The 18,189-nt window shown below is 64.9% G+C and carries 20 protein-coding genes and 1 pseudogene; 9 read left to right on the top strand and 12 right to left on the bottom strand.

What is annotated here, in order from left to right:
• The first annotated feature begins 5 nt into the window (after positions 1 to 5).
• Positions 6 to 1,514, top strand: coding sequence for a protein adenylyltransferase SelO family protein (locus tag ABZW74_RS18760; RefSeq protein WP_355278335.1), 1,509 nt, complete (start codon positions 6 to 8; stop codon positions 1,512 to 1,514).
• Between the two features lie 33 nt (positions 1,515 to 1,547).
• Here the strand turns inward: ABZW74_RS18760 and ABZW74_RS18755 are convergent, their stop codons facing one another.
• Positions 1,548 to 2,306 (bottom strand): SDR family oxidoreductase, encoded by a 759-nt coding sequence (locus ABZW74_RS18755; protein ID WP_355278333.1) that lies wholly within the window; start codon positions 2,304 to 2,306, stop codon positions 1,548 to 1,550.
• A gap of 243 nt (positions 2,307 to 2,549) precedes the next feature.
• Here ABZW74_RS18755 and ABZW74_RS18750 point away from each other — a divergent pair, with 243 nt between their 5' ends.
• The gene (locus ABZW74_RS18750) at positions 2,550 to 3,416 is read left to right on the top strand and encodes an alpha/beta fold hydrolase (protein ID WP_355278331.1); all 867 of its coding nucleotides are present in this window, start codon (positions 2,550 to 2,552) and stop codon (positions 3,414 to 3,416) included.
• 68 nt (positions 3,417 to 3,484) lie between these two features.
• Here ABZW74_RS18750 and ABZW74_RS18745 read toward each other — a convergent pair whose 3' ends face one another.
• Together ABZW74_RS18745 and ABZW74_RS18740 are read right to left on the bottom strand one after the other, a co-directional pair.
• Positions 3,485 to 3,838: a type II toxin-antitoxin system PemK/MazF family toxin gene (locus tag ABZW74_RS18745; RefSeq protein ID WP_240857060.1), complete on the bottom strand. Its 354-nt coding sequence runs from the start codon at positions 3,836 to 3,838 to the stop codon at positions 3,485 to 3,487.
• Positions 3,828 to 4,058, bottom strand: a complete 231-nt coding sequence (locus ABZW74_RS18740) for a toxin-antitoxin system protein (RefSeq protein ID WP_240857061.1) — start codon at positions 4,056 to 4,058, stop codon at positions 3,828 to 3,830. The genes ABZW74_RS18745 and ABZW74_RS18740 overlap by 11 nt, the downstream gene beginning before the upstream one ends.
• A gap of 157 nt (positions 4,059 to 4,215) precedes the next feature.
• On the opposite strand from ABZW74_RS18740, the gene ABZW74_RS18735 reads away from it, so the two are divergent.
• Positions 4,216 to 4,839: a hypothetical protein gene (locus ABZW74_RS18735; protein WP_240857062.1), complete on the top strand. Its 624-nt coding sequence runs from the start codon at positions 4,216 to 4,218 to the stop codon at positions 4,837 to 4,839.
• 63 nt (positions 4,840 to 4,902) lie between these two features.
• Entirely contained in the window at positions 4,903 to 5,754 is an 852-nt protein-coding gene (locus ABZW74_RS18730; protein WP_355278327.1) for an oxygenase MpaB family protein, read from the top strand.
• A gap of 288 nt (positions 5,755 to 6,042) precedes the next feature.
• Here the strand turns inward: ABZW74_RS18730 and ABZW74_RS18725 are convergent.
• Positions 6,043 to 7,455, bottom strand: a pseudogene (locus ABZW74_RS18725) (acetolactate synthase); the annotation flags it as partial.
• On the opposite strand from ABZW74_RS18725, the gene ABZW74_RS18720 reads away from it, so the two are divergent.
• Positions 7,362 to 8,024 carry an SRPBCC family protein gene (locus ABZW74_RS18720; RefSeq protein WP_355278324.1) on the top strand — a complete coding sequence of 221 codons (663 nt, stop codon included), beginning with the start codon at positions 7,362 to 7,364 and terminating at the stop codon, positions 8,022 to 8,024. The pseudogene ABZW74_RS18725 and the gene ABZW74_RS18720 overlap by 94 nt on opposite strands.
• Positions 8,025 to 8,118: 94 nt before the next feature.
• On the opposite strand, the gene ABZW74_RS18715 is transcribed toward ABZW74_RS18720, so the two are convergent.
• Positions 8,119 to 9,054, bottom strand: a complete 936-nt coding sequence (locus ABZW74_RS18715) for an MBL fold metallo-hydrolase (RefSeq protein ID WP_355278322.1) — start codon at positions 9,052 to 9,054, stop codon at positions 8,119 to 8,121.
• A 39-nt stretch (positions 9,055 to 9,093) separates the two neighbouring features.
• A complete protein-coding gene (locus ABZW74_RS18710) occupies positions 9,094 to 9,492 on the bottom strand; it encodes a VOC family protein (protein ID WP_355278320.1) in 399 nt (132 codons plus the stop codon).
• A 65-nt stretch (positions 9,493 to 9,557) separates the two neighbouring features.
• Here ABZW74_RS18710 and ABZW74_RS18705 point away from each other — a divergent pair, with 65 nt between their 5' ends.
• Complete coding sequence (locus ABZW74_RS18705) at positions 9,558 to 10,418, top strand: alpha/beta hydrolase (RefSeq protein WP_240857064.1); 861 nt, start codon at positions 9,558 to 9,560, stop codon at positions 10,416 to 10,418.
• Positions 10,419 to 10,449: 31 nt separating this feature from the next.
• Here ABZW74_RS18705 and ABZW74_RS18700 read toward each other — a convergent pair whose 3' ends face one another.
• The 3 genes from ABZW74_RS18700 to ABZW74_RS18690 all read right to left on the bottom strand — a co-directional run bounded on the left by ABZW74_RS18700 (position 10,450) and on the right by ABZW74_RS18690 (position 12,894).
• Positions 10,450 to 11,031 (bottom strand): dihydrofolate reductase family protein, encoded by a 582-nt coding sequence (locus tag ABZW74_RS18700; protein ID WP_240857065.1) that lies wholly within the window; start codon positions 11,029 to 11,031, stop codon positions 10,450 to 10,452.
• Between the two features lie 103 nt (positions 11,032 to 11,134).
• A complete protein-coding gene (locus tag ABZW74_RS18695) occupies positions 11,135 to 11,797 on the bottom strand; it encodes a response regulator transcription factor (RefSeq protein WP_240857066.1) in 663 nt (220 codons plus the stop codon).
• Positions 11,794 to 12,894, bottom strand: a complete 1,101-nt coding sequence (locus ABZW74_RS18690; RefSeq protein ID WP_355278317.1) for a histidine kinase — start codon at positions 12,892 to 12,894, stop codon at positions 11,794 to 11,796. The genes ABZW74_RS18695 and ABZW74_RS18690 overlap by 4 nt, the downstream gene beginning before the upstream one ends.
• On the opposite strand from ABZW74_RS18690, the gene ABZW74_RS18685 reads away from it, so the two are divergent.
• A complete protein-coding gene (locus ABZW74_RS18685; RefSeq protein WP_355278315.1) occupies positions 12,803 to 13,522 on the top strand; it encodes a sterol desaturase family protein in 720 nt (239 codons plus the stop codon). The genes ABZW74_RS18690 and ABZW74_RS18685 overlap by 92 nt on opposite strands.
• A 93-nt stretch (positions 13,523 to 13,615) precedes the next feature.
• On the opposite strand, the gene ABZW74_RS18680 is transcribed toward ABZW74_RS18685, so the two are convergent.
• Positions 13,616 to 14,260, bottom strand: a complete 645-nt coding sequence (locus ABZW74_RS18680) for a hypothetical protein (RefSeq protein ID WP_355278313.1) — start codon at positions 14,258 to 14,260, stop codon at positions 13,616 to 13,618.
• A 216-nt stretch (positions 14,261 to 14,476) separates the two neighbouring features.
• Here ABZW74_RS18680 and ABZW74_RS18675 point away from each other — a divergent pair, with 216 nt between their 5' ends.
• Positions 14,477 to 15,376, top strand: coding sequence for an SMP-30/gluconolactonase/LRE family protein (locus tag ABZW74_RS18675; RefSeq protein WP_240857069.1), 900 nt, complete (start codon positions 14,477 to 14,479; stop codon positions 15,374 to 15,376).
• 28 nt (positions 15,377 to 15,404) lie between these two features.
• Here the strand turns inward: ABZW74_RS18675 and ABZW74_RS18670 are convergent, their stop codons facing one another.
• Together ABZW74_RS18670 and ABZW74_RS18665 are read right to left on the bottom strand one after the other, a co-directional pair.
• Complete coding sequence (locus ABZW74_RS18670; protein WP_355278311.1) at positions 15,405 to 15,566, bottom strand: hypothetical protein; 162 nt, start codon at positions 15,564 to 15,566, stop codon at positions 15,405 to 15,407.
• Between the two features lie 650 nt (positions 15,567 to 16,216).
• Positions 16,217 to 17,239 (bottom strand): alcohol dehydrogenase catalytic domain-containing protein, encoded by a 1,023-nt coding sequence (locus tag ABZW74_RS18665; RefSeq protein WP_355278309.1) that lies wholly within the window; start codon positions 17,237 to 17,239, stop codon positions 16,217 to 16,219.
• Positions 17,240 to 17,330: 91 nt separating this feature from the next.
• Here ABZW74_RS18665 and ABZW74_RS18660 point away from each other — a divergent pair, with 91 nt between their 5' ends.
• Positions 17,331 to 17,903 (top strand): helix-turn-helix domain-containing protein, encoded by a 573-nt coding sequence (locus tag ABZW74_RS18660; RefSeq protein ID WP_240857071.1) that lies wholly within the window; start codon positions 17,331 to 17,333, stop codon positions 17,901 to 17,903.
• Positions 17,904 to 18,189: the final 286 nt, after the last annotated feature.

Below are 18,189 nucleotides of genomic sequence, written 5' to 3'. Positions count from 1 at the left end.
GACGCGTGCCAGCAGTACCTGACTCCCCCACTCGTGCCAGTTCGGCGATTTCCGGCTTCGAACGAACGTTTGCCGACGCATTGGCACCGCTGACCGTTCCATGGCGCGGGGCGGATGCGCCCGAACCCACGCTCCTGGCGGTCAATCCGCAGCTCGCCGAGTCATTGGGTCTGGATATGGACACGCTCCGGTCCGACGACGGCCTCGCGCTGTTGTCCGGTGCCGCAACACCCGTCGACGCCACACCCGTTGCGACGGCCTACTCCGGACACCAGTTCGGCGGCTACGCACCACTCCTGGGCGACGGGCGAGCTTTGCTGATCGGTGAACTCGTCGACTCGACCGGATCTCGAGTCGACTTGCAGCTCAAGGGGTCCGGGCCGACGCCGTTCTCCCGCGGCGGCGATGGTTTCGCGGTAGTCGGCCCGATGCTTCGCGAGTACCTGGTGAGTGAGGCCATGTTCGCGCTGGGTATCCCGACGACGCGTTCGCTGTCTGTCGTCGCCACCGGGCGCGGTGTGCACCGCACCGAGGTCGAACGCGGCGCAGTGCTGGCCCGAGTCGCGGCGAGCCACCTTCGTGTCGGGACTTTTGAACTCGCCGCCCGCAATCCGGAATTGCTGCAGCCGCTCGCCGACTACGCGATCGCCCGCCATTTTCCCGAGCTCGTCGAACTCCCGGAGAACGGAAACGACAACAGGTACATAGGCTTCTTCGAGGCAGTGCTCGATCGGCAGGCCGCCCTGGTCGCCAAGTGGATGCTTGTCGGATTCGTCCACGGCGTCATGAACACCGACAACACCACGATCTCCGGCGAGACCATCGACTACGGCCCCTGTGCCTTCATCGACGCCTTTGATCCCTCGGCGGTGTTCAGTTCCATCGATCACGGCGGACGTTATGCATTCGGCAACCAGCCGACCGTCCTGAAATGGAATCTCGCACGCTTCGCCGAGACGCTGTTGACTCTCGTGAGCGATCAACCGCGGGCGGCGATCGACGCGGTGACCGAGGTACTCACCACCTTCGACGCTCGATACAACCGGTACTTCGACGAAGGGTTTCGGGCCAAGGTCGGGCTCCTGGGTGCCAGCGACGAGCACGAGTTGATCGACGATCTGCTGACCCTGATGAACGCCCACCGGTCCGATTGGACCGGGACCTTCCGCGCTCTGGCGGCTGAGTTGCGCGGTGAGAGCACACCGTTGGCGACGCTGATCCCCGCCGACGACAGGAACTCGTGGCTGAAGCGGTGGCGTGGCGCACTCGACCGTCTCGGCCACGACCATCAGCGGACCGCGGACCGGATGGACCGCATCAACCCGCTCTATATCCCACGCAACCACCACCTCGACGCCGCGTTGGCGGCAGCGGCCGACGCGGATCTGGCGCCCTTCGAGCAACTCCTGGCAGCGGTGACACAGCCGTTCGACCAGCTCGACGAGCGGGACCACTACGCCATGCCCGCCCCCGAATCATTCACAGCCTCATTCCAGACCTTCTGCGGCACATGAGCCTGATCAGAACGCGACTGTGTTCTCATCGGGTCACCGCGTGGTGGACATGCCCCCATCGACAGGGATCACGGCTCCGGTGAGGTAGCTACCCGCCCGACTGCTGAGGAAAACCACTGTGCCGACCACATCGTCGGCACGTCCGATCCGCCCCAACGGTGAACTCGCCTCGATCTCGTCGCGGAACTCATTGAGCATGTGTGCCATCATCTTTGATTCGAACGGACCCGGCGCAATCGCGTTGACCGTGACGTGACGTGGGCCGAGATCGCGAGCGAGGTGTCGGGTCATCTGATGAACGGCCGCCTTACTCGCCGAATAGGAGTACGACGCAGTACTCGGCACCCGAATTCCGTCGATGCTGCCGATCATGATCACGCGCGACGGATCGTCCTCGGTGGCCTTGGCCAACAACTGTGGGAGCAACGCCTGTGTCAGGGTGAACGGCGCCTGCACGTTGAGATCGAGAACTCGATCCCACGCGGAGTCGGGAAACTCCTCCAAGGGCGCGCCCCAGGTGGCCCCGGCGTTGTTGACCAGAATGTCGAGGTGATCGAACTCCTCGGCGACCTGCGCCGCCAATGCTCGGCATGCATCAGGCGTCGACAAATTCGCTTGTAGCGCAACGAGACCCGCGTTACAGGCCTCCTCCAGCGCCTTCTCGTTTCGGCCTGTGATCACGACGTGGGCCCTGCGATCGGCGAGACCCCGCGCCAGCATCGCGCCGATCCCGCTTGTCCCACCGGTCACCAACGCGGTCTTGCCCTCCACGTCGAACAAGTTGGTTGTCATTGCCCTTGCCCCTCCGCCCGTCTGAACGAAGTGCACTCTACCGGCGCGGGACCGCCACGATCCCGAAATCCGACCGGCCGCCCGTCAGGTGATCCGCCCATCGCATAATGTGAGGCGAGCTGCGAAATTGACCTCTGTGACCCGGTGTGGTCACAATCGGCAGACAATCGTCCCCGACGCCTACTTGCGGAACCGGCCAACCCGGCACTGCGGGACGTACGCCCTACCTTCGCGGGAGTGACGATGGTGAGCAGCGAATACAAGTTTCTCGATCTGCATGGGGATCAGGTCGCGTATCGAGACGCCGGCAGCGGCGACACGCTGCTTCTCATTCATGGGATGGCAGGCAGTGCGCTCACCTGGGACGCAGTCTTTCCGGCGCTCTCCCGCACGCACAGGGTCATCGCGCCCGACCTCCCGGGTCACGGCGCGTCGGACAAGCCGCGCGGGGACTATTCGCTCGGCGCGTTCGCCGCCTTCCTGCGCGATCTTCTCGACGAACTGGGAATCGACAAGGTGACCGTGGTGGGTCAGTCACTCGGTGGCGGTATCGCGATGCAGTTCACCTACCAACATCCCGACCGCTGCGAACGGCTCGTACTGATGAGCAGCGGCGGTCTGGGCCCCGACGTCAGCTGGATCCTTCGACTGCTGGCCGCTCCCGGCGCCGAGTTCGTGTTGCCGCTGATCGCGCCGAATCCGATTCTGCGGGCCGGTGAGAAAGTGCGGTCCTGGGCGTCGTCGGCGGGCATTCATTCTCCGCGTGCCGATCAGACATGGCGTGCGTATTCGTCGCTCGCCGAGGCCGATACGCGCCGCGCATTCTTGCGGACGCTGCGCTCAGTGGTGGATCACCGTGGGCAGGCGGTCAGCGCACTCAACCGCTTGTACCTCAATGAAGAGTTGCCGACGCTACTGATCTGGGGCGACAAAGACGACATCATCCCGGTTGCGCACGGCATCGCCGCGCACGAGGCGATGCCCGGGAGCCGCCTCGAAATACTGCCCGGTGTGGGCCACTACCCGCACGCCGAGTCGCCGGAGGCTGTTGTCGGGATCCTTGACGAATTCCTCAGCACCGAACCAGCGCTCGCCCGCAAATCGGGGTGACCATCGGACGACGGCGCAGATTTGCCCTGACCACCAACTCTCGACGACGCATGTAACTCGGTCGAGATCTACTGTGACGGAAGGGAAAGGAAGTCCCTCAGCCACTGGTCGACTTCATCCATGGTCTCCCGGTCGACGGCGCCGATGACGTCGTGCAGTCGTTGGCGTGTGACTGTTCGTGGTTGCTCGGTCATTGCGAATGTGGGTCGCGTCGGTGTGAAGGCAGGCCCGCGAAGGCGTACATGGTTTGGCCATCCCCGCTCAATTGTCGTAGCGGGCAGGATGATTGCGAGTGTATCGGCTTGCTCTAGATACAGGTCGCTGGCAATGATGAGCGCGGGACGCCGGCCTGCCTGCTCGCGGCCACGAGTGGGATCCAACTCGGCCCATACGACCGTCCCCCGCCGCAGATCAGGCGGCATCGTCGCCGGGACTCAGGGTGGTGTCCCAGTCCCGGAACTCGTCCCAGTAGTCCGCGTCGGCCGCCCGCAATGCGTTGCCGAATGCTTCCATGCGTTGTCGGCGCTCGTAACCATCGAGCAGCTTCTCGATGAGTCCCGCTGCAGTGACGCCATGTGCTTCGGCATCGCGGTTGATGCGATCCCGAAGTTCGACGGACACCTTGATTGTCGTCGTCCCCATGGGTCGAGGCTACCTTAGGGTATACTGAACCGTCTACACGACTGGTGAGAATTCGGAGAGCCAGTTTCGACTCCCAGAGGGTGAGAGGAGCGACGTCGAGTTTGACGGGCCAACCCCAATCCACCGCGAAAAGCGCTGTGGCGTAGTCTGATCGCCCGTGCCTTCATCGACTGCCGACGCCCCTGTAACTGACGTCACTCTCCGTGAATGTGTGTGGTGCTCGTCGACCGACGACCTCGCGTATTTCCGCAATGAACCGCGCTGTGTGCGTTGCCGGACCGCGGAACAGACCATCGCTGAGGCTCGCGAGTTCGTTGACTTCTATGGGCTGCGGCCCTTGGGTGGGTCGTTGGAGTCCGACGACGAAGAGGAACGCGAGCACCGTGTTGCGGCTCGCGCGGCGCGGGCGGAGCTGAACCGTACCCGCACCGAGCCGTCGCAGCGTGAGAAATCCCGATCCGGGAAGCGTGGCGTCGTCGCGACCGCCCAGGCGGGTCGTACGCAGGCGGAGCGAGCAACGCCCACAGGCCAGTCGCGGACCGGCAGGTCGGCGATGACTCGGCCGTCAGATGTTTCCCAGCCGGACCATGCAGAACTCGCGCACCGGGCCGAGCAATTGCTGGCGCAACTTGCTGAGCTCGACGAGCGCCTCGCTGTCGCGCAGGACGACTCGGGTCTCAGCGGCAAGGCCAAGGTGTCGGACTTGAGTGCCAAACGTGAGTCTGTCCTGCGAACTCTGGCTGCGTTGGCGAAGGCCGCCCGGTCCTTGGAACCTGCCTGACGCCGTTCCTCCGCGGTCACGAACAGAATCGGCGGGTTGCTTCAGACGGAGACACGGTCGAGCATGCCGCCGAGACGATCGGTGATGCGGATCGCCTTTGAAGGCGGCACAGCGGGTCTGCTCCAAACCATGCATCCCGCAATCGGTCAGGGCCTCATCAACCACTCAGACTTCTTTGACGACCCGGTGGATCGGGTGTTCCGTTCGTTGCCGGGAATTCTCGGTGCGGTCTACAGTCCGCAAGCCGGGAAAACCGGCATGCAGGTCCGCGACTTTCACCATGAGATCAAGGGAACGCTCCCGAGCGGACGGCGTTATCACGCTCTGGAACCAGCGACGTTCTGGTGGGCGCACGCGACGTTTCAGCGGATGGTCGACCGATTGGCGCTGTATTGGGACCGCCATCGGTTGACCGAGGACGAGGACGCGCGTCTGTATGCCGAGGGTTGCGAGTGGTACCGGCGCTACGGGGTGTCGACAGCGCCCATGCCGCCAGACCGCGCCGCATTTGATCGGGAGTTCATGCGCGTGTGCGACGCGGTGCTCGAACCCAATCCGGCGTCTGACCACCTCATAGCGGTCATCAACCGATCGGCCGTGCCCGACATGAGCACCTCCCCGTACCTCCCGAGCCACCCTCGCCTTCGCCCGGTGGCAGACACGTTGCTGCCGACCTTGCCGGTACGCGCAGCACTGGCCCCGCCTATGCGGTTGGTCTTCTTCGGTGGTCTACCTCCGTCGGTCCGTGATCGGTTCGGCATTCGTTGGACTCGCTCGGATCAGGCTGGCTACCGCTCGATTCGGCACGGTATTCGGTTGACCTGGCGCTACGTTCCGCGCCCGCTGCAGTGGCACCAGACGGCTGCAGAAGGCTGGCACGATCGACTCGGCCGGCTTCCTCGCTTCGGAAGTTGACGGTCGATCGTCAGTTCCCGAAAGTGCTCCGCGGGTACGGTGCGTTGACGTCGGTGGCGACGTTGACCAGGTACGGGACGTCAGCGGCGAACGCGCGGTCGATTGCGGCGCCGATCTGACCGGGATCGGTGACCGTCTCCCCCGCTCCACCCAGCGCCGTGACCACTGCGTCGTAGCGGGTCTGTGGTGCCAGATCGGCAGCCACGTCATAGCCATAGAGCATCTGCATCGCTGCTTCTCCAGTCCCCACGCGGAGTTGTTGCCACACACCATCACCACGGGCAGATTGTGCCGGACGAGAGTGTCGACGTCCATCAGCGAGAATCCCGCCGCACCGTCGCCGAGAAGCAGCACCACCTGCCCGGACGGTCGATGCAGGCGCGCGGCGATCGCTGCACCCAGTCCGGCACCGAGGCATCCGTACGGCCCTGGATCCAGCCATCCGCCAGGGCGTTTGGGCTCGACGAACTTACCCGCGAACGACACGAAGTCGCCGCCGTCACCGATCACGATCGCGTCGTCGGCCAATCGTGGGATCAGCTCACCATAGATGCGAGCCGGGTGAATGGGATCCGCTGCCGCGGTGAGAAGATCGGCATCTCGCGCCGTCGCTGCGGCAACCTCCTGCTGCAGCGACGCGACCCACGAGTCCCAATCTGGTTTTCGCCCTGCCTGTTCGACAGATTCACGCAATCCGTCGAGTACGAGTGTCAGGTCTCCCGATGCCGAGCCGGCGAGGGCGGCATGACCGCTGAGCTGACCAGGCGAATCGGCCAGATGCACGACACGAGCGGCCGGCGCACCGTTCTTGCCGCTGAACGTTCCGTAGCCGAGCCGGAAGTCGAGCAGCGTGCCCACCACGACGACCAGGTCGGCAGTGCCGAGCGCTCGCCCACGAGCCTTGCTGACGAGCAGTGGATGCCCACCGGGCACGACGCCCCGGCCCATCCCGTTGGTGATCGTGGGCACGCCAAGGCCCTCGACGAGGCGCAGGGCCGCTTCCTCCGCGCCGTCGGACCACACATCGGTTCCGAGAACAAGGACGGGTCGGAGGGCTTCGCCGACAATCGTCGCGATGGCGTCGAGCGCATCTCCATCGGGTGCGATCGGAGTTCGGGGGCCCACCACTGGATGCGAAGATGCTGCGGTGCTGAAGAACTCATCCATCGGCACGTCGACGAACACCGGGCCGCGATGGGATGTGCCGGCCGATTCGAAGGCCTCGTGGAGACCGGTGGTGACGTCGGCCGCAGTGTGGAGTGTTCGGGCAAGCTTGGTGACGGAAGCCAGGATCGGTGGTTGATCGAGTTCCTGCAGAGATCCCATCCCCCACCGGTTCGCCGGCGCCCGGCCACCGACCACCACCATCGGCGAGCCGGTGAAGAATGCCTGTGTCATGGCGCTCACGCCGTTGGTCACGCCGGGTCCGGCGGTGAGAACTGCGAGCCCTGGCGTCCTGGTCAGCTTGCCGGTGGCCTCCGCGGCAAAGGCGGCGGTTTGTTCGTGTCGGACGTCGAGGATGCGCATCGGTGGATCGGCGTTCACCGCGCCGTCGTACATCGGGAAGACATGCCCCCCGGAGAGGGTGAACATCGTGTCGACCCCGTGTGCTCGAGCGACAGCGACCGCATGGGCACCTGCATGGGCGGTCACCACTTCTGGTGACCACGTGGTGTGATCGCCGTCCTGAGCCGGAGTCATTCCTGCAGGCTAGACCGGGGCGGGCGGCAGCCGTGCCGGAATGGAAGCGACGTGGCCGTTGCGTTTCTCCAATCCACGACCGGCACAATGTTGATATCACGACAAGTGAGTTCGATCCCGACTTCGACGCCGAGGTCACGATTCACGCCACCGCAGATCGTGTCTGGCAGTTGCTGAGCGACCCACGCACGATGCCCGAGGCCAGCCCGGAGTTGTTCGCGATCACTCGCCGCCGAAAGGGCGCCTTCGAGTCGGGTGAAACCTACATCGGGTGGAACCGGAGCGGCTTCATCATCTGGCCGACAATCAACAACGTCGTGTCGGTGATCCCCGGGCGAGAACTGTCCTGGCACACCAAGACCAGTGGAGCCACTTGGACCTACAGCATCGCGTCGGACGGCGAGTCGACGATCTTGCGCGAACAACGCCACATGCCTGACGGGATGCCTTGGATCGCCCGCGTATTCGGCCGCCTCCTCGGCGGACCCGCCGCCCATGCCGATGAACTCGAGTCACATGTGTCCGCCACCCTGGAGCACCTCAAGGGTCGAGCCGAATCGGGGCGCTGACGCAGGGCGTCAGACGGGCACGCGGAAGAGCATGCCGCCGAGCCGATCGGTGATCGGTGGCGCGAATCTTGAAAACGCCGAGGCGCCCCAGAGTTCATGTAGGTAGGGACAGAGCCCATGGATCCTCTCGCTCCCACACGCGTGGAAAGTGAAGCGGCACAGCGTCGTCGGCGGACAGCTTGCCGAGCACGCGCATCGTCGCGTCCAGGTCGTCCCCGACATATGCGGTAGCTCGTAGTGGTCGATCGAGCGAACGGAAAAAGTCGTCCCAGTGCGTCAGCACGACGTGCCCGGCCCCGACGGCGCGAACCGTGTGAGTCCAGTAGTCGGTGATGTACTCGTGGGGCCGGTGGCCGAGCATCCCGACACCGAGATACGCGCGGTCCGCCGACCATCCGTCGAGTGCGCCGGGCACGAATCCGGCACTCCCCTGCACCAGCGCCGACCGGCCGCTCACATGCTCGATCAGCACCGACCACGCTTCGCCACAGCGGTACGCCGACGCCCTGGCCGGCGGGACCAACGGCTCGGTGATAGCTCCTGGAAACCGATCGGGCGGACAGTGTTCTGACTCGGCGAACCTGAGCGTCCACTTGCCGAAGGTCACAGTTGTCGCGTGGCCCACCACGTGAATCCGATCCTCGGAAAGCCCGGCGCCGCAGCCGATATTGGCGACGGACTCACCCCCGACCAGCGTCGCGCCGGTACGTGCGGCGATGTGTGCCGAGTCGAGAGCATGGTCGAAGTGCGTGTGCACCGGCACCACCGCCGCAGGACCCTGCCCGCCGAGCCCTAATCGATCCAACGCGTTCGAGATACGCTGACGGTTCGGGGCGATCTTGCCGAGCGCTACCGCAGCCAGCGAGGGCCGCGAGAAGAAGCCGTCGAAGAGTATTGCCGACTCACCGTCGTCGAAGAGCAAGGTCGAAACCCCGGCGAACGTGACGCTGCAGCCTCCGTCGGCGGCCGGTGGCAGGTCGAACATGCGCGGGTAGGGCTGCAGCGATGGGCGGCCGAACTTGAGGTGCACGGCCACAGTGTAGGCAGAACGTGACTGACGAATCCGGAACTACTCGAACACCCACGGCGCCAACACAACCAGCCATCCGTCAGGGTCCTCGAAGAGCACGGCGTGGTTGGTGTTCCAATACGGATTCGCAGCCAGCACCGGACGGTGGCCTCGTCCGACGAGTCGGCTGCTCACAGCCTCGACCGCCTCTGCGCCGCCGAGGTAGAGGACCAACTGGTTCTCTGGATTGGGATGCGGAATCCTTCCGCCGTCATGCACGAGTTCCATGTGCACGGGCGCGCCGGGCAGTCCGAATACGATGCCGTCGTAACCGTCGTGGTTGCGCCACTGTGCCAGTATCGGAAGACCGACGTCTCGCCGTAGAAGCGCACGATCGCATCGAATCGGGCAGTTGGGCGTGCGAAACGCACGGCGCCGACATCGAGGTGAGGAGGCCAACTGTTGGACATGGTTGATTGTCGCAAGCCCGATGAGTTCTCCGCACTCGGCGAGTCCGTATCACCATGACCGCGCACATCCTCGAACTTCCCGACGTGGACCTCGCTTACGACGTCCACGGTCCACTCCCGACCGCCGACGGTCGTCCGCCGCTCCTCATGGTCGCCCAGCCCATGGATGCCAGCGGCTTCAGTGCGTTGGTGCCGTTGTTCGGCGACCGCACCGTCGTCACCTACGACCCACGTGGGTTCGCCCGCAGTACCCGCAAGGACGGACGCGTCCAGAACGAACCCGAGGTTCAGGCGGCTGACCTCCACGCCTTGATCGAGACGCTCGGCGTCGGACCTGTGGAGATGTTCGCGAGCAGCGGCGGCGCGGTGACTGCACTCGCCATGGTGGCGACATATCCGGCCGACCTGCTCACGCTTGTCGCCCACGAGCCGCCGCTCCTCAATGTTCTGCCCGACGCCGACGCCGCCGAACGTGCCACCAATGCATTCAAGGCTGTCTACACCGAGAAGGGTTGGGGCGCAGGCATGGCGGCGTTTCTCGCGATGACCTCGTGGCAGGGCGAGTTCACCGACGCCTACTTCGCCCAGCCCGCACCCGCCCCTGCTGCGTTCGGCATGCCGGCCGACGACGACGGATCGAGAGACGACCCTCTGCTCTCCGACCGATCCGTTGCCTTCCTCGACTACCTGCCGGACGTCGACGCGGTGACCGCCGCGCCGACCCGCGTGGTGATCGCCGTCGGCGAAGAGTCCCGCGACACATTCACCGGCCGGACCGCAGTAGCCACCGCCGCGCTGCTCGGCCAAGAGGCAGCAGTGTTCCCGAGTCACCACGGAGGTTTCATGGGCGGCGAATTCGGCTATGCCGGCCAGCCCGAGGCGTTCGCCCGGCGGTTGCACGAGATCCTCGATTAGCCGACCGCCACATACTCAACCGCGGCGGCAGCTATCGGCGCACCCGGAAGCGTAGGTGGAGTACGCGATCACCCTGGATCACCACGTCGGGATCGTCCAACATGTGCTGCGCGTCGAGCGACCCGAAGAACCGCTTACCGGCTCCCATCACGACGGGCACAACGTCCATGCGCACTTCGTCGATCATGCCCGCGGCGAGCACCTGGCCACCGACGTCTCCCGCAGCGACCTCCACGATGCGGTCACCGGCCAGTTCCTGCGCTGCCGCGAGGGCCGCCTCGATGTCGTCGACGAAAAGAAACGGCGCCTCGGGGTCCCAGCCCTCGGGCGCCGGCCGGTGCGACACGACCACCACATGGTCGATCCCGCTGGGAGGCTGTCCATCCCAGCCGTCGGTCATGTCGAACACGTGGCGGCCGACGATGGTCGTCCCGATCTGATCCCAGTACGGCCGGACGTAGTCGAACGACTCCTGCGACACCTTCAGCACACCACTCTCGTCGAGCGGGACGCTGCCGGTGGTCAACCAGTCGAATAGTGGTCCGGGATGGTCGTTTTCGTCCGCGATGAAGCCATCGACGGACACCGAGGCGTACATGACTACTTTTCCCACGAGATACCCCTCGAGTGTGATGGGCCGCCAACGGCATTCGCGCGCATGCCGTCAACGTAGCATCGAACGCCAAAGACCCCCGCCAAATCTGTGGACAGGACCACTACGATCGCGTGATCTCGGACAGCCTGTGTCGGTGGGCGTAGACCACGGCCTGGATTCGGTCGCGCACACCGAGTTTCGCCAGGATGTGTGACACATGCGTTTTGACGGTCTGCTCCCCGACGTACAACTTGCCTGCGATCTCGGCGTTGCTGAGTGCATCAGCCATCAGCAACATCACCTCGTACTCGCGCGTCGTCAGAGTCGCCACCTCCGGCGGCACCGGCACCTCTGCCAGGGTGTCGGCGACCCTTGCGGCGAGGCGCCGGGTCATGGCGGGATCGATCACCGAATCTCCGCGCGCGACCACGCGGATCGCAGCCACGAGTTCCTCCGGTGGCGACGATTTCAACAGAAACCCGCCTGCCCCGGCACGTAGTGCTTCCGCAAGCACTGTTTCGTTGTCGTAGGTCGTCAGCATCAGTATCCGAGCATTCGTTGAGCCGACGATCGGCCCGATGGCGCCGACACCGTCGAGTCTGGGCATCCGCACGTCGAGCACCACCACGTCGGGCCGGACCCGTTGCGCCTCTTCGATGGCGGAACGTCCGTCGGCGGCCTCCGCGACACAGACGGTGTCCGGGCTCGCGTCGATGATGGCCTTGAGCCCCGCACGGAACACCGCATGATCGTCGGCGACGAGCACGGTGATGGGTTGAGTCATGATGCTCCGATCGGGATCGCCACGCTGGTTTGCCAGCGGCCGGACGCGTCTGCACCACACTCGACATCTCCGTCGAACAGCTCTGCGCGCCTTCGCATGCCGTCGAGGCCGCGGTGCAGCGAACCGCCAGGGTAGGTCTCGGCGGCGATGGCGTTGGACTCTTCGATGACGATTCGCGAATGATTCACGCGCACATTGAGGCGGGCGCTTCCGTCGCCGTGGCGCAGCGCGTTTGTCAGCATCTCTTGAACGATTCGGTAGACGGTGACGTCAAGTGATGCAGGCAGTTCGACGGTGGCGCCGGTCATATCGAGCTCGACGTCGAGTCCCGCTGCACCGACGGAGTCGACCAGTTCGGAGATGTTGGCGAGTCCGGGCTGACGGTCGCCGGCGGCGTCGCGCCCGTGCAGGAGATCGAGCTGGCGCCGCAGGTCCATCATTGCCGCGCGGCTGGACGACTCCACAGCTTCCAAGGACCGCGTCGAGGCCTCGACGTCCGATCCCATTGCCATCCGGGCGGCGCCCGCGTGGATTCCGATGGCGCTGACGTGGTGGGAGATGACGTCGTGGAGGTCACGTGCGATGGCCTCACGCTCGTCGGCGAGCGCCTTATCCATCACCGCGCGGTCGTTCTCCCGCTGCATCTCCAACTTGGTCACGTACGCGCCACCGGCAGCGGTGTATCTGCCTACGAGCCACGGAATCAACGCATTCGACACGCCGATCGCGGGGATCATCCACCACTCATCAGCCGTGCCGTTGATCAGTGCCGCGACGGCGACACCCACCATCAGAACCGGGAGGACGGTCGCCGAGGCCCGCGTGGGCAGCCAGGCTCCAGCTCGGTAGCCCGCAACCAGTACACCGACGTCCCCGATCCCGGAAGCCAGTCCGTAGTGGCCGAGAAGAAGGCACGCACAGATTCGAGTGACCACCTGGATGTAGGCCACCACTGCGGCGGTGCCGGGGCGAAGGGCCAGAGCAAGGTCGGCCGCGACCAGCATCATGGTCATCGTGAGCGCAGGCAGTAGTGCGGTCCCGAAGATCCCGGACGACGCGAAAATGGCCGCGTCGATGATCGCGGCAAGAATTGCCACCAACAACCGTCGAGGGTCACATCGACCGGCTTGTTGGGCAGCGCCCTGGGCGCACCGCGCCGATCATCGGATCCGGCTGCCGTGGGCAGCGCACAGCGTGCACCACTCCAGCAACTTCTTCAACATGTCGACCAATCTGCGGCTCCCCTGGTTCCAACCGGTGTCCTACACACTGCGCAGTCTCGCCTGGCTTCCTGCAGCGCTGTTGGGATTCCCGGTGTGGATGATCTTCCTGCTCAACACCGCCGGCCTGATCTTCCAGATTCCGTTCCACACCCAGCGCATCGGCAAGCTGTGGGCGCCTCTGGAGTTCATCTTCAACTCCCCGTCGCATCACCGCGTACACCACGGCTCCAACCAGCCCTACATCGACAAGAACTACGGCGGGGTGTTCATCATCTGGGATCGGCTGTTCGGGTCCTATGCCGAAGAGATCGAGCCCGTCCGCTACGGCCTGATCCACGACGTCGAAACCCAGAATCCGATCAAGTACAACTACATCGAGACCGTGGCCATGCTCCGCGACACGGCGAAGGCTCGCACTTGGCGCGGTCGCCTCGGCTACATCTTCGGCCCGCCCGGATACAGCGAGAGCAAGAAGGCCGAGGACCAACTCGTCTCTGCCTGAGCAGGAAAGAGGTGCCGCCTCCCACACCGGGAGGCGGCACCGTTGCGTTGCGTCGACGTCCGTCAGGTCCGACGGCGACGAGTGCGGTCCGTGTCAGAGATGTATCGATCCCCAGTCGAGTGAACCGTTGCTACTGCGACAACCGCCCACGGTGATCGACCGAGGCGTCCAGTACCCATACGCCTGCGTCTGGGGGCCGAGATAGACGCGATAGCGGATGGTGTATCTGCCGTTGACCGCGGCAGGCGGCGCCGGTGTCACCTTTCGCAGATCGAAAGTCACTGTCGTCTTGAACGGCTTCGTGAGCGCAGTCGGATTGAAGTTCGTGTAGATCCCGTTGTAGCCGTATCTATCCGCCTGCGGAAAACTCGCGGGCAGTGCGCCGCGAAGTGATCCGGTCGAGTCCGACGGGCTTGCAGGCGTATATCGAGCGACTGGTCGCTTCGCGCCGGAGACGATCCGCCAAGGTGTCGGCAGATTGTTGGGATCCCAGCCGCTCGAGTGCATCTCGGCATCCGGTGGCGCCCATGGCTGATCCTCCTGGGCGAACCAGTAGTCCATGGTGAACCAGTTGTGGGCATTCGTGTAGTTCAGCATGGTGAAGGTCACGGTGCAGCGCGCGTTGTTCGCCTTTGCGCTGAGGTGAAGGCCCGCATTGGCCGGCGGTGTTGCTGTTGCGGCACCGCCACCGCCGAGTGTCAGTGCGACGGCCGCGATCGCCACGACGAGTGTTCTCACATGTGTGTGCATGAGCGTCCTCTCCATCTGTTCGGGACGCTACGCCCAACATCGGGGCTTGGGGGCCGAATGCCGAGACCGACCCGTTCGGGTCAGCCGACGGCAGAGTCGGCGGCCCAGCTGTCACGTTGGTCAAACACGTTGTGTACAAGCAGTATTCCTACACTCTTGGCGAAACGTGACCACGTCGGCGGAGTCACTACCTATAGTCGCAACATGAGCAGCCCGCAGATCCGAACCGTCGTCTCCGGCATGTCGTTCACCGAATGTCCCCGGTGGCACGACGGGCGTCTGTGGTTCGTCGACTTCTACACTCACACCGTGAACTCGGTGAACGCCGACGGCTCCGATCTGCGCGCCGAACTCGAGGTTCCGGCACAGCCGTCGGGGCTCGGGTGGCTTCCCGATGGTCGGCTGCTCGTCGTCTCGATGCGGGACCGCACGATTCTGCGGGTGGAAGCCGACGGGACCACTGCCGTCCATGCGGACGTCAGTGAGTATGTCGGCGGCCACCCCAACGACATGGTCGTCGACGATCAAGGGCGCGCGTGGCTCGGCAACTTCGGCTTCGACCTGATGGCCGGCGCCGACCTCGACACCGCGGATCTGTTGCGCATCGATCCGGACGGAACCGTCACGGTGGTCGCCACCGGCCTCTGGTTTCCCAACGGCAGTGTCGTGACGCCCGACGGAGCCACTCTGCTGGTCGACGAGACCTTCGGCGATCGGATCAGCGCGTTCTCCATCGCGCCCGACGGGTCGCTGAGCGACCGACGCGATTGGGCCAAGTTCGCCGAACCGCCAACGACCAGGGTGCTGGGTGAGGCGCTCGCCGGCGCGTCGGTCGGACCCGACGGGTGTGGCCTCGACGCCGACGGCTGCCTGTGGGTCGCCGACGCCCTGGGGAACCGAGTCATCCGAGTTCGTGAGGGCGGCGAGATCGTCGACGAGATCGCGGTCGGCACCGGCGTGTACGCCTGCATGCTCGGCGGCACCGACGGCAGGACCCTATTCATCTGCTGCGCACCGGATTTCAACGAGCATGCGCGGTCGGCCGCGCGGGAAGCGACGATCCGTGCCGTCGAGGTGACGGTCGGGCACGCCGGGAGACCCTGAGCGCCGACGATGGCGTCTTCGCGAGACGTCAGTCCGACTCAAACGCGCGCTGCATGGAAATCCCGCTGACTCGTCGGGCCATGCGCAGGAATCTGCGTTCGATGATGCTTTCCAGTCGCGCCATGAAGTGCTGGTCGCCGCTTCCGTACACCATGCGGGCGAGCATGTCGTCACTCGGCACATTGGTCATTTCTTACCCCCTGCATCCCCCGACTGTCGCTCCCCCGCCGTGAACACGGCTCCCTGCGACAGTGCACCCCGACGCCGGCGCGGCGTCGGTCATGGCGGGGATGGTACACGTGACCTGGTCATCTGCCAGTCGACGACCGTCCGACACACGCGCGTCGTACGCCTGTGACCCGGCCCTCGGCAGCAATCAATGACCCACCCGCCGCCTGCGGCGGCGATCGTGCAGGCGGGACGAGCGGAGCCGTCTGAAACGGTCCTCCTCAGTTGCCTCCGAGGGCATATTCGGGCTCGGTGACACGTCACGGCGACCGTTTCAGTGACCGTCGCCGTGGAACTCCTCGACCGAACACGAGCGCGATCCGTGTGAAGTTGAGCCCGGATGCCCGGCTCAACTTCACACGGATCAATGGACAGTCGACTTCGTCCACGCGATGGGCGCACCGCGGCGGGATCTCATGTCCGTGGACTGGATGCGCCGCCGCACAAAAGTAGGGGGAGAAGCTTCTTCCCCGACCCTTGGAGTCCTCCCCCAGAAGATTCTCGCGGACGACTACGAACCCCGGGGACGAAGTTCTTCCCCTAGATTTCGCGGGCACGGCACTAACGTATTTGCCCAGTTCAGCGCCGTGGTCACCGAACTCTTCGAGTCAGTCAGGCTGGATCCAGGACGAAGATCGGTTTGTGGCTGGCGTTCGGACCGGCGAGCACATCAGGGATCTGGTCCCACGCGTAGACGCCGCTGGTGACCAGTTCTGGGTGGAGGGTCCCGTCGGCGACGGCCTGCAGTGTCGGGGTCATGTTGGGTCGGGCCATCCCCTTACCGTTGTGGAAGCTGACGCCACGCTGGTACATCGCGAGCATGGGCAACGACACGTCCTCGAAATAGATGCCGACACTGTTAACCGTGCCCTCCGGCACCACCGACAGCAACGCTTTGCGCAGTTTCGCAGGATCAGCGGAGGCATCGACCGCAACGTGAAAGTCCCTGTCGCGCTTGCCCGCGATGTCATGAACCTCGGCGCCGAGTCTCGCCGCGACTTCCATGCGGACCGGGTCGTCGTCGTAGTAGACGGTGTGGGCGTTGGCGCAGTGCACGGCGACATCGACGGCGTACAGCCCGATAGAACCGGTGCCGCCGAAGACAGCAACCTTGGGATCGGTGATGCCCTCGACCGCCGGCATCACCGTCTCCCACCCCAGGGCGAAACTGTCGCCGATGGAGGCGAGGTGGATCGGATCAACGCCGTCGGGCAGCTGTGCCAGGTTGTAGTCCGCGAACGGGACACGGACCAGTTCGTCGAACGTGCCTCCCCACAACCCGTTGACGGGCAGACCGTATTGCGCGTCCCCATGCAGCAGGCAGCGGGCCGGATGCCCGAGCGCGCATTGAGCACAGGTTCCGCAGGCGATATGCCATGCCACACCAACCACATCGCCGACGGCGAACTCCGTGCACTCCTCACCCACCGCAACCACCCGACCGACACATTCGTGGCCCAGCGCGAAGGGTCCGAACAGCGAGAATGGCGTTCTGTCGGCGATCACGTGGTGGTCGAGGTCGCACGTCGTCGAGGCGATCGGCCGCACCAGCGCGTCGGTGGGATCAAGGATCGTCGGATCGTCCACCTCATCGAATCGCAACTCTCCCGGTTTGACGAACATCAGGCTCTTCACGTGTCAGCTCCCCTTCTGTTGGTTATAACGATCGTCATACGATGGCACGGACGCTACGCTAGAACGACCGTCATAGGCAAGAGAGGGACCGATGGCAAAGCGAACTGCCCGCGAACAGCTCGTCGTGGGTGCCGCGGACATGCTCGGGCGGCGTGGCCTCCGTGCCACCAGCGTCCGGGAATTGGCCAAGCACTCAGGTGCACCACTGGGGTCGACGTACCACTACTTTCCCGGCGGCAAGACACAGGTCGCCGTCGAAGCGGTCGAGTTCGCAGATGCGCTGACCATGCGCGTCCTCGGCGACGCCCTCTCCGCCGACGGACCTGTCGGCGGACTGGGGCGGTTCGTGAACATGTGGCGAGATGTGGTGGTCAACAGCGACTTTCGTGCCGGGTGTCCGGTGCTCGCGGTGTCGGTCGAAGAACCCGATGACGACGATGCTCCACTGCAGGCGGCCGCACGGGCCTTTGAGCGCTGGACCGACCTGCTCGCCGAATCGCTGAGAATGCACGGCGCCGAAGATGACACGGCTCAGCGAACCGCCATCCTCATCGTCGCGTCGATCGAGGGAACGGTGGCCATGTGCCGGGCGCAGCGGAGCACGGCACCCCTGGACCGCACCGCCGACGCACTGGAGCATCTCGTCCGGTCGATCATCGACTGAAGCGCGTCATCGAGCCACGCAAAGGTCCTACGCCAGCGGGTCAAAAGTCCCTCGTGCTCATTGGGGCGTGGGCGAATGCTGGAGGGGTCAGGAATACCGTCGCCACAAGGAGACTCACGATGGCCACCGTTGCAGCCCCCGCACTCGCATCCGACCACGAGATGATCCGTCCCGGTGTTTCCGGAGGGTTCGTCTCAAGGGAGAATGAAACCTATGGCAGCGGCAGGATCGAAGCGGTACTCGGCTGAGCTGAAGCGCGACGCGGTGGACATGGTCAGGCAGTTGG

Origin of the sequence: Gordonia sp. NPDC003585 (genome assembly GCF_040610755.1) — a bacterium.
Lineage (GTDB): Bacteria > Actinomycetota > Actinomycetes > Mycobacteriales > Mycobacteriaceae > Gordonia.
The sequence above is the reverse complement of the archived record's forward strand: the minus strand, read 5'-3'. Positions and strand labels throughout refer to the sequence as shown.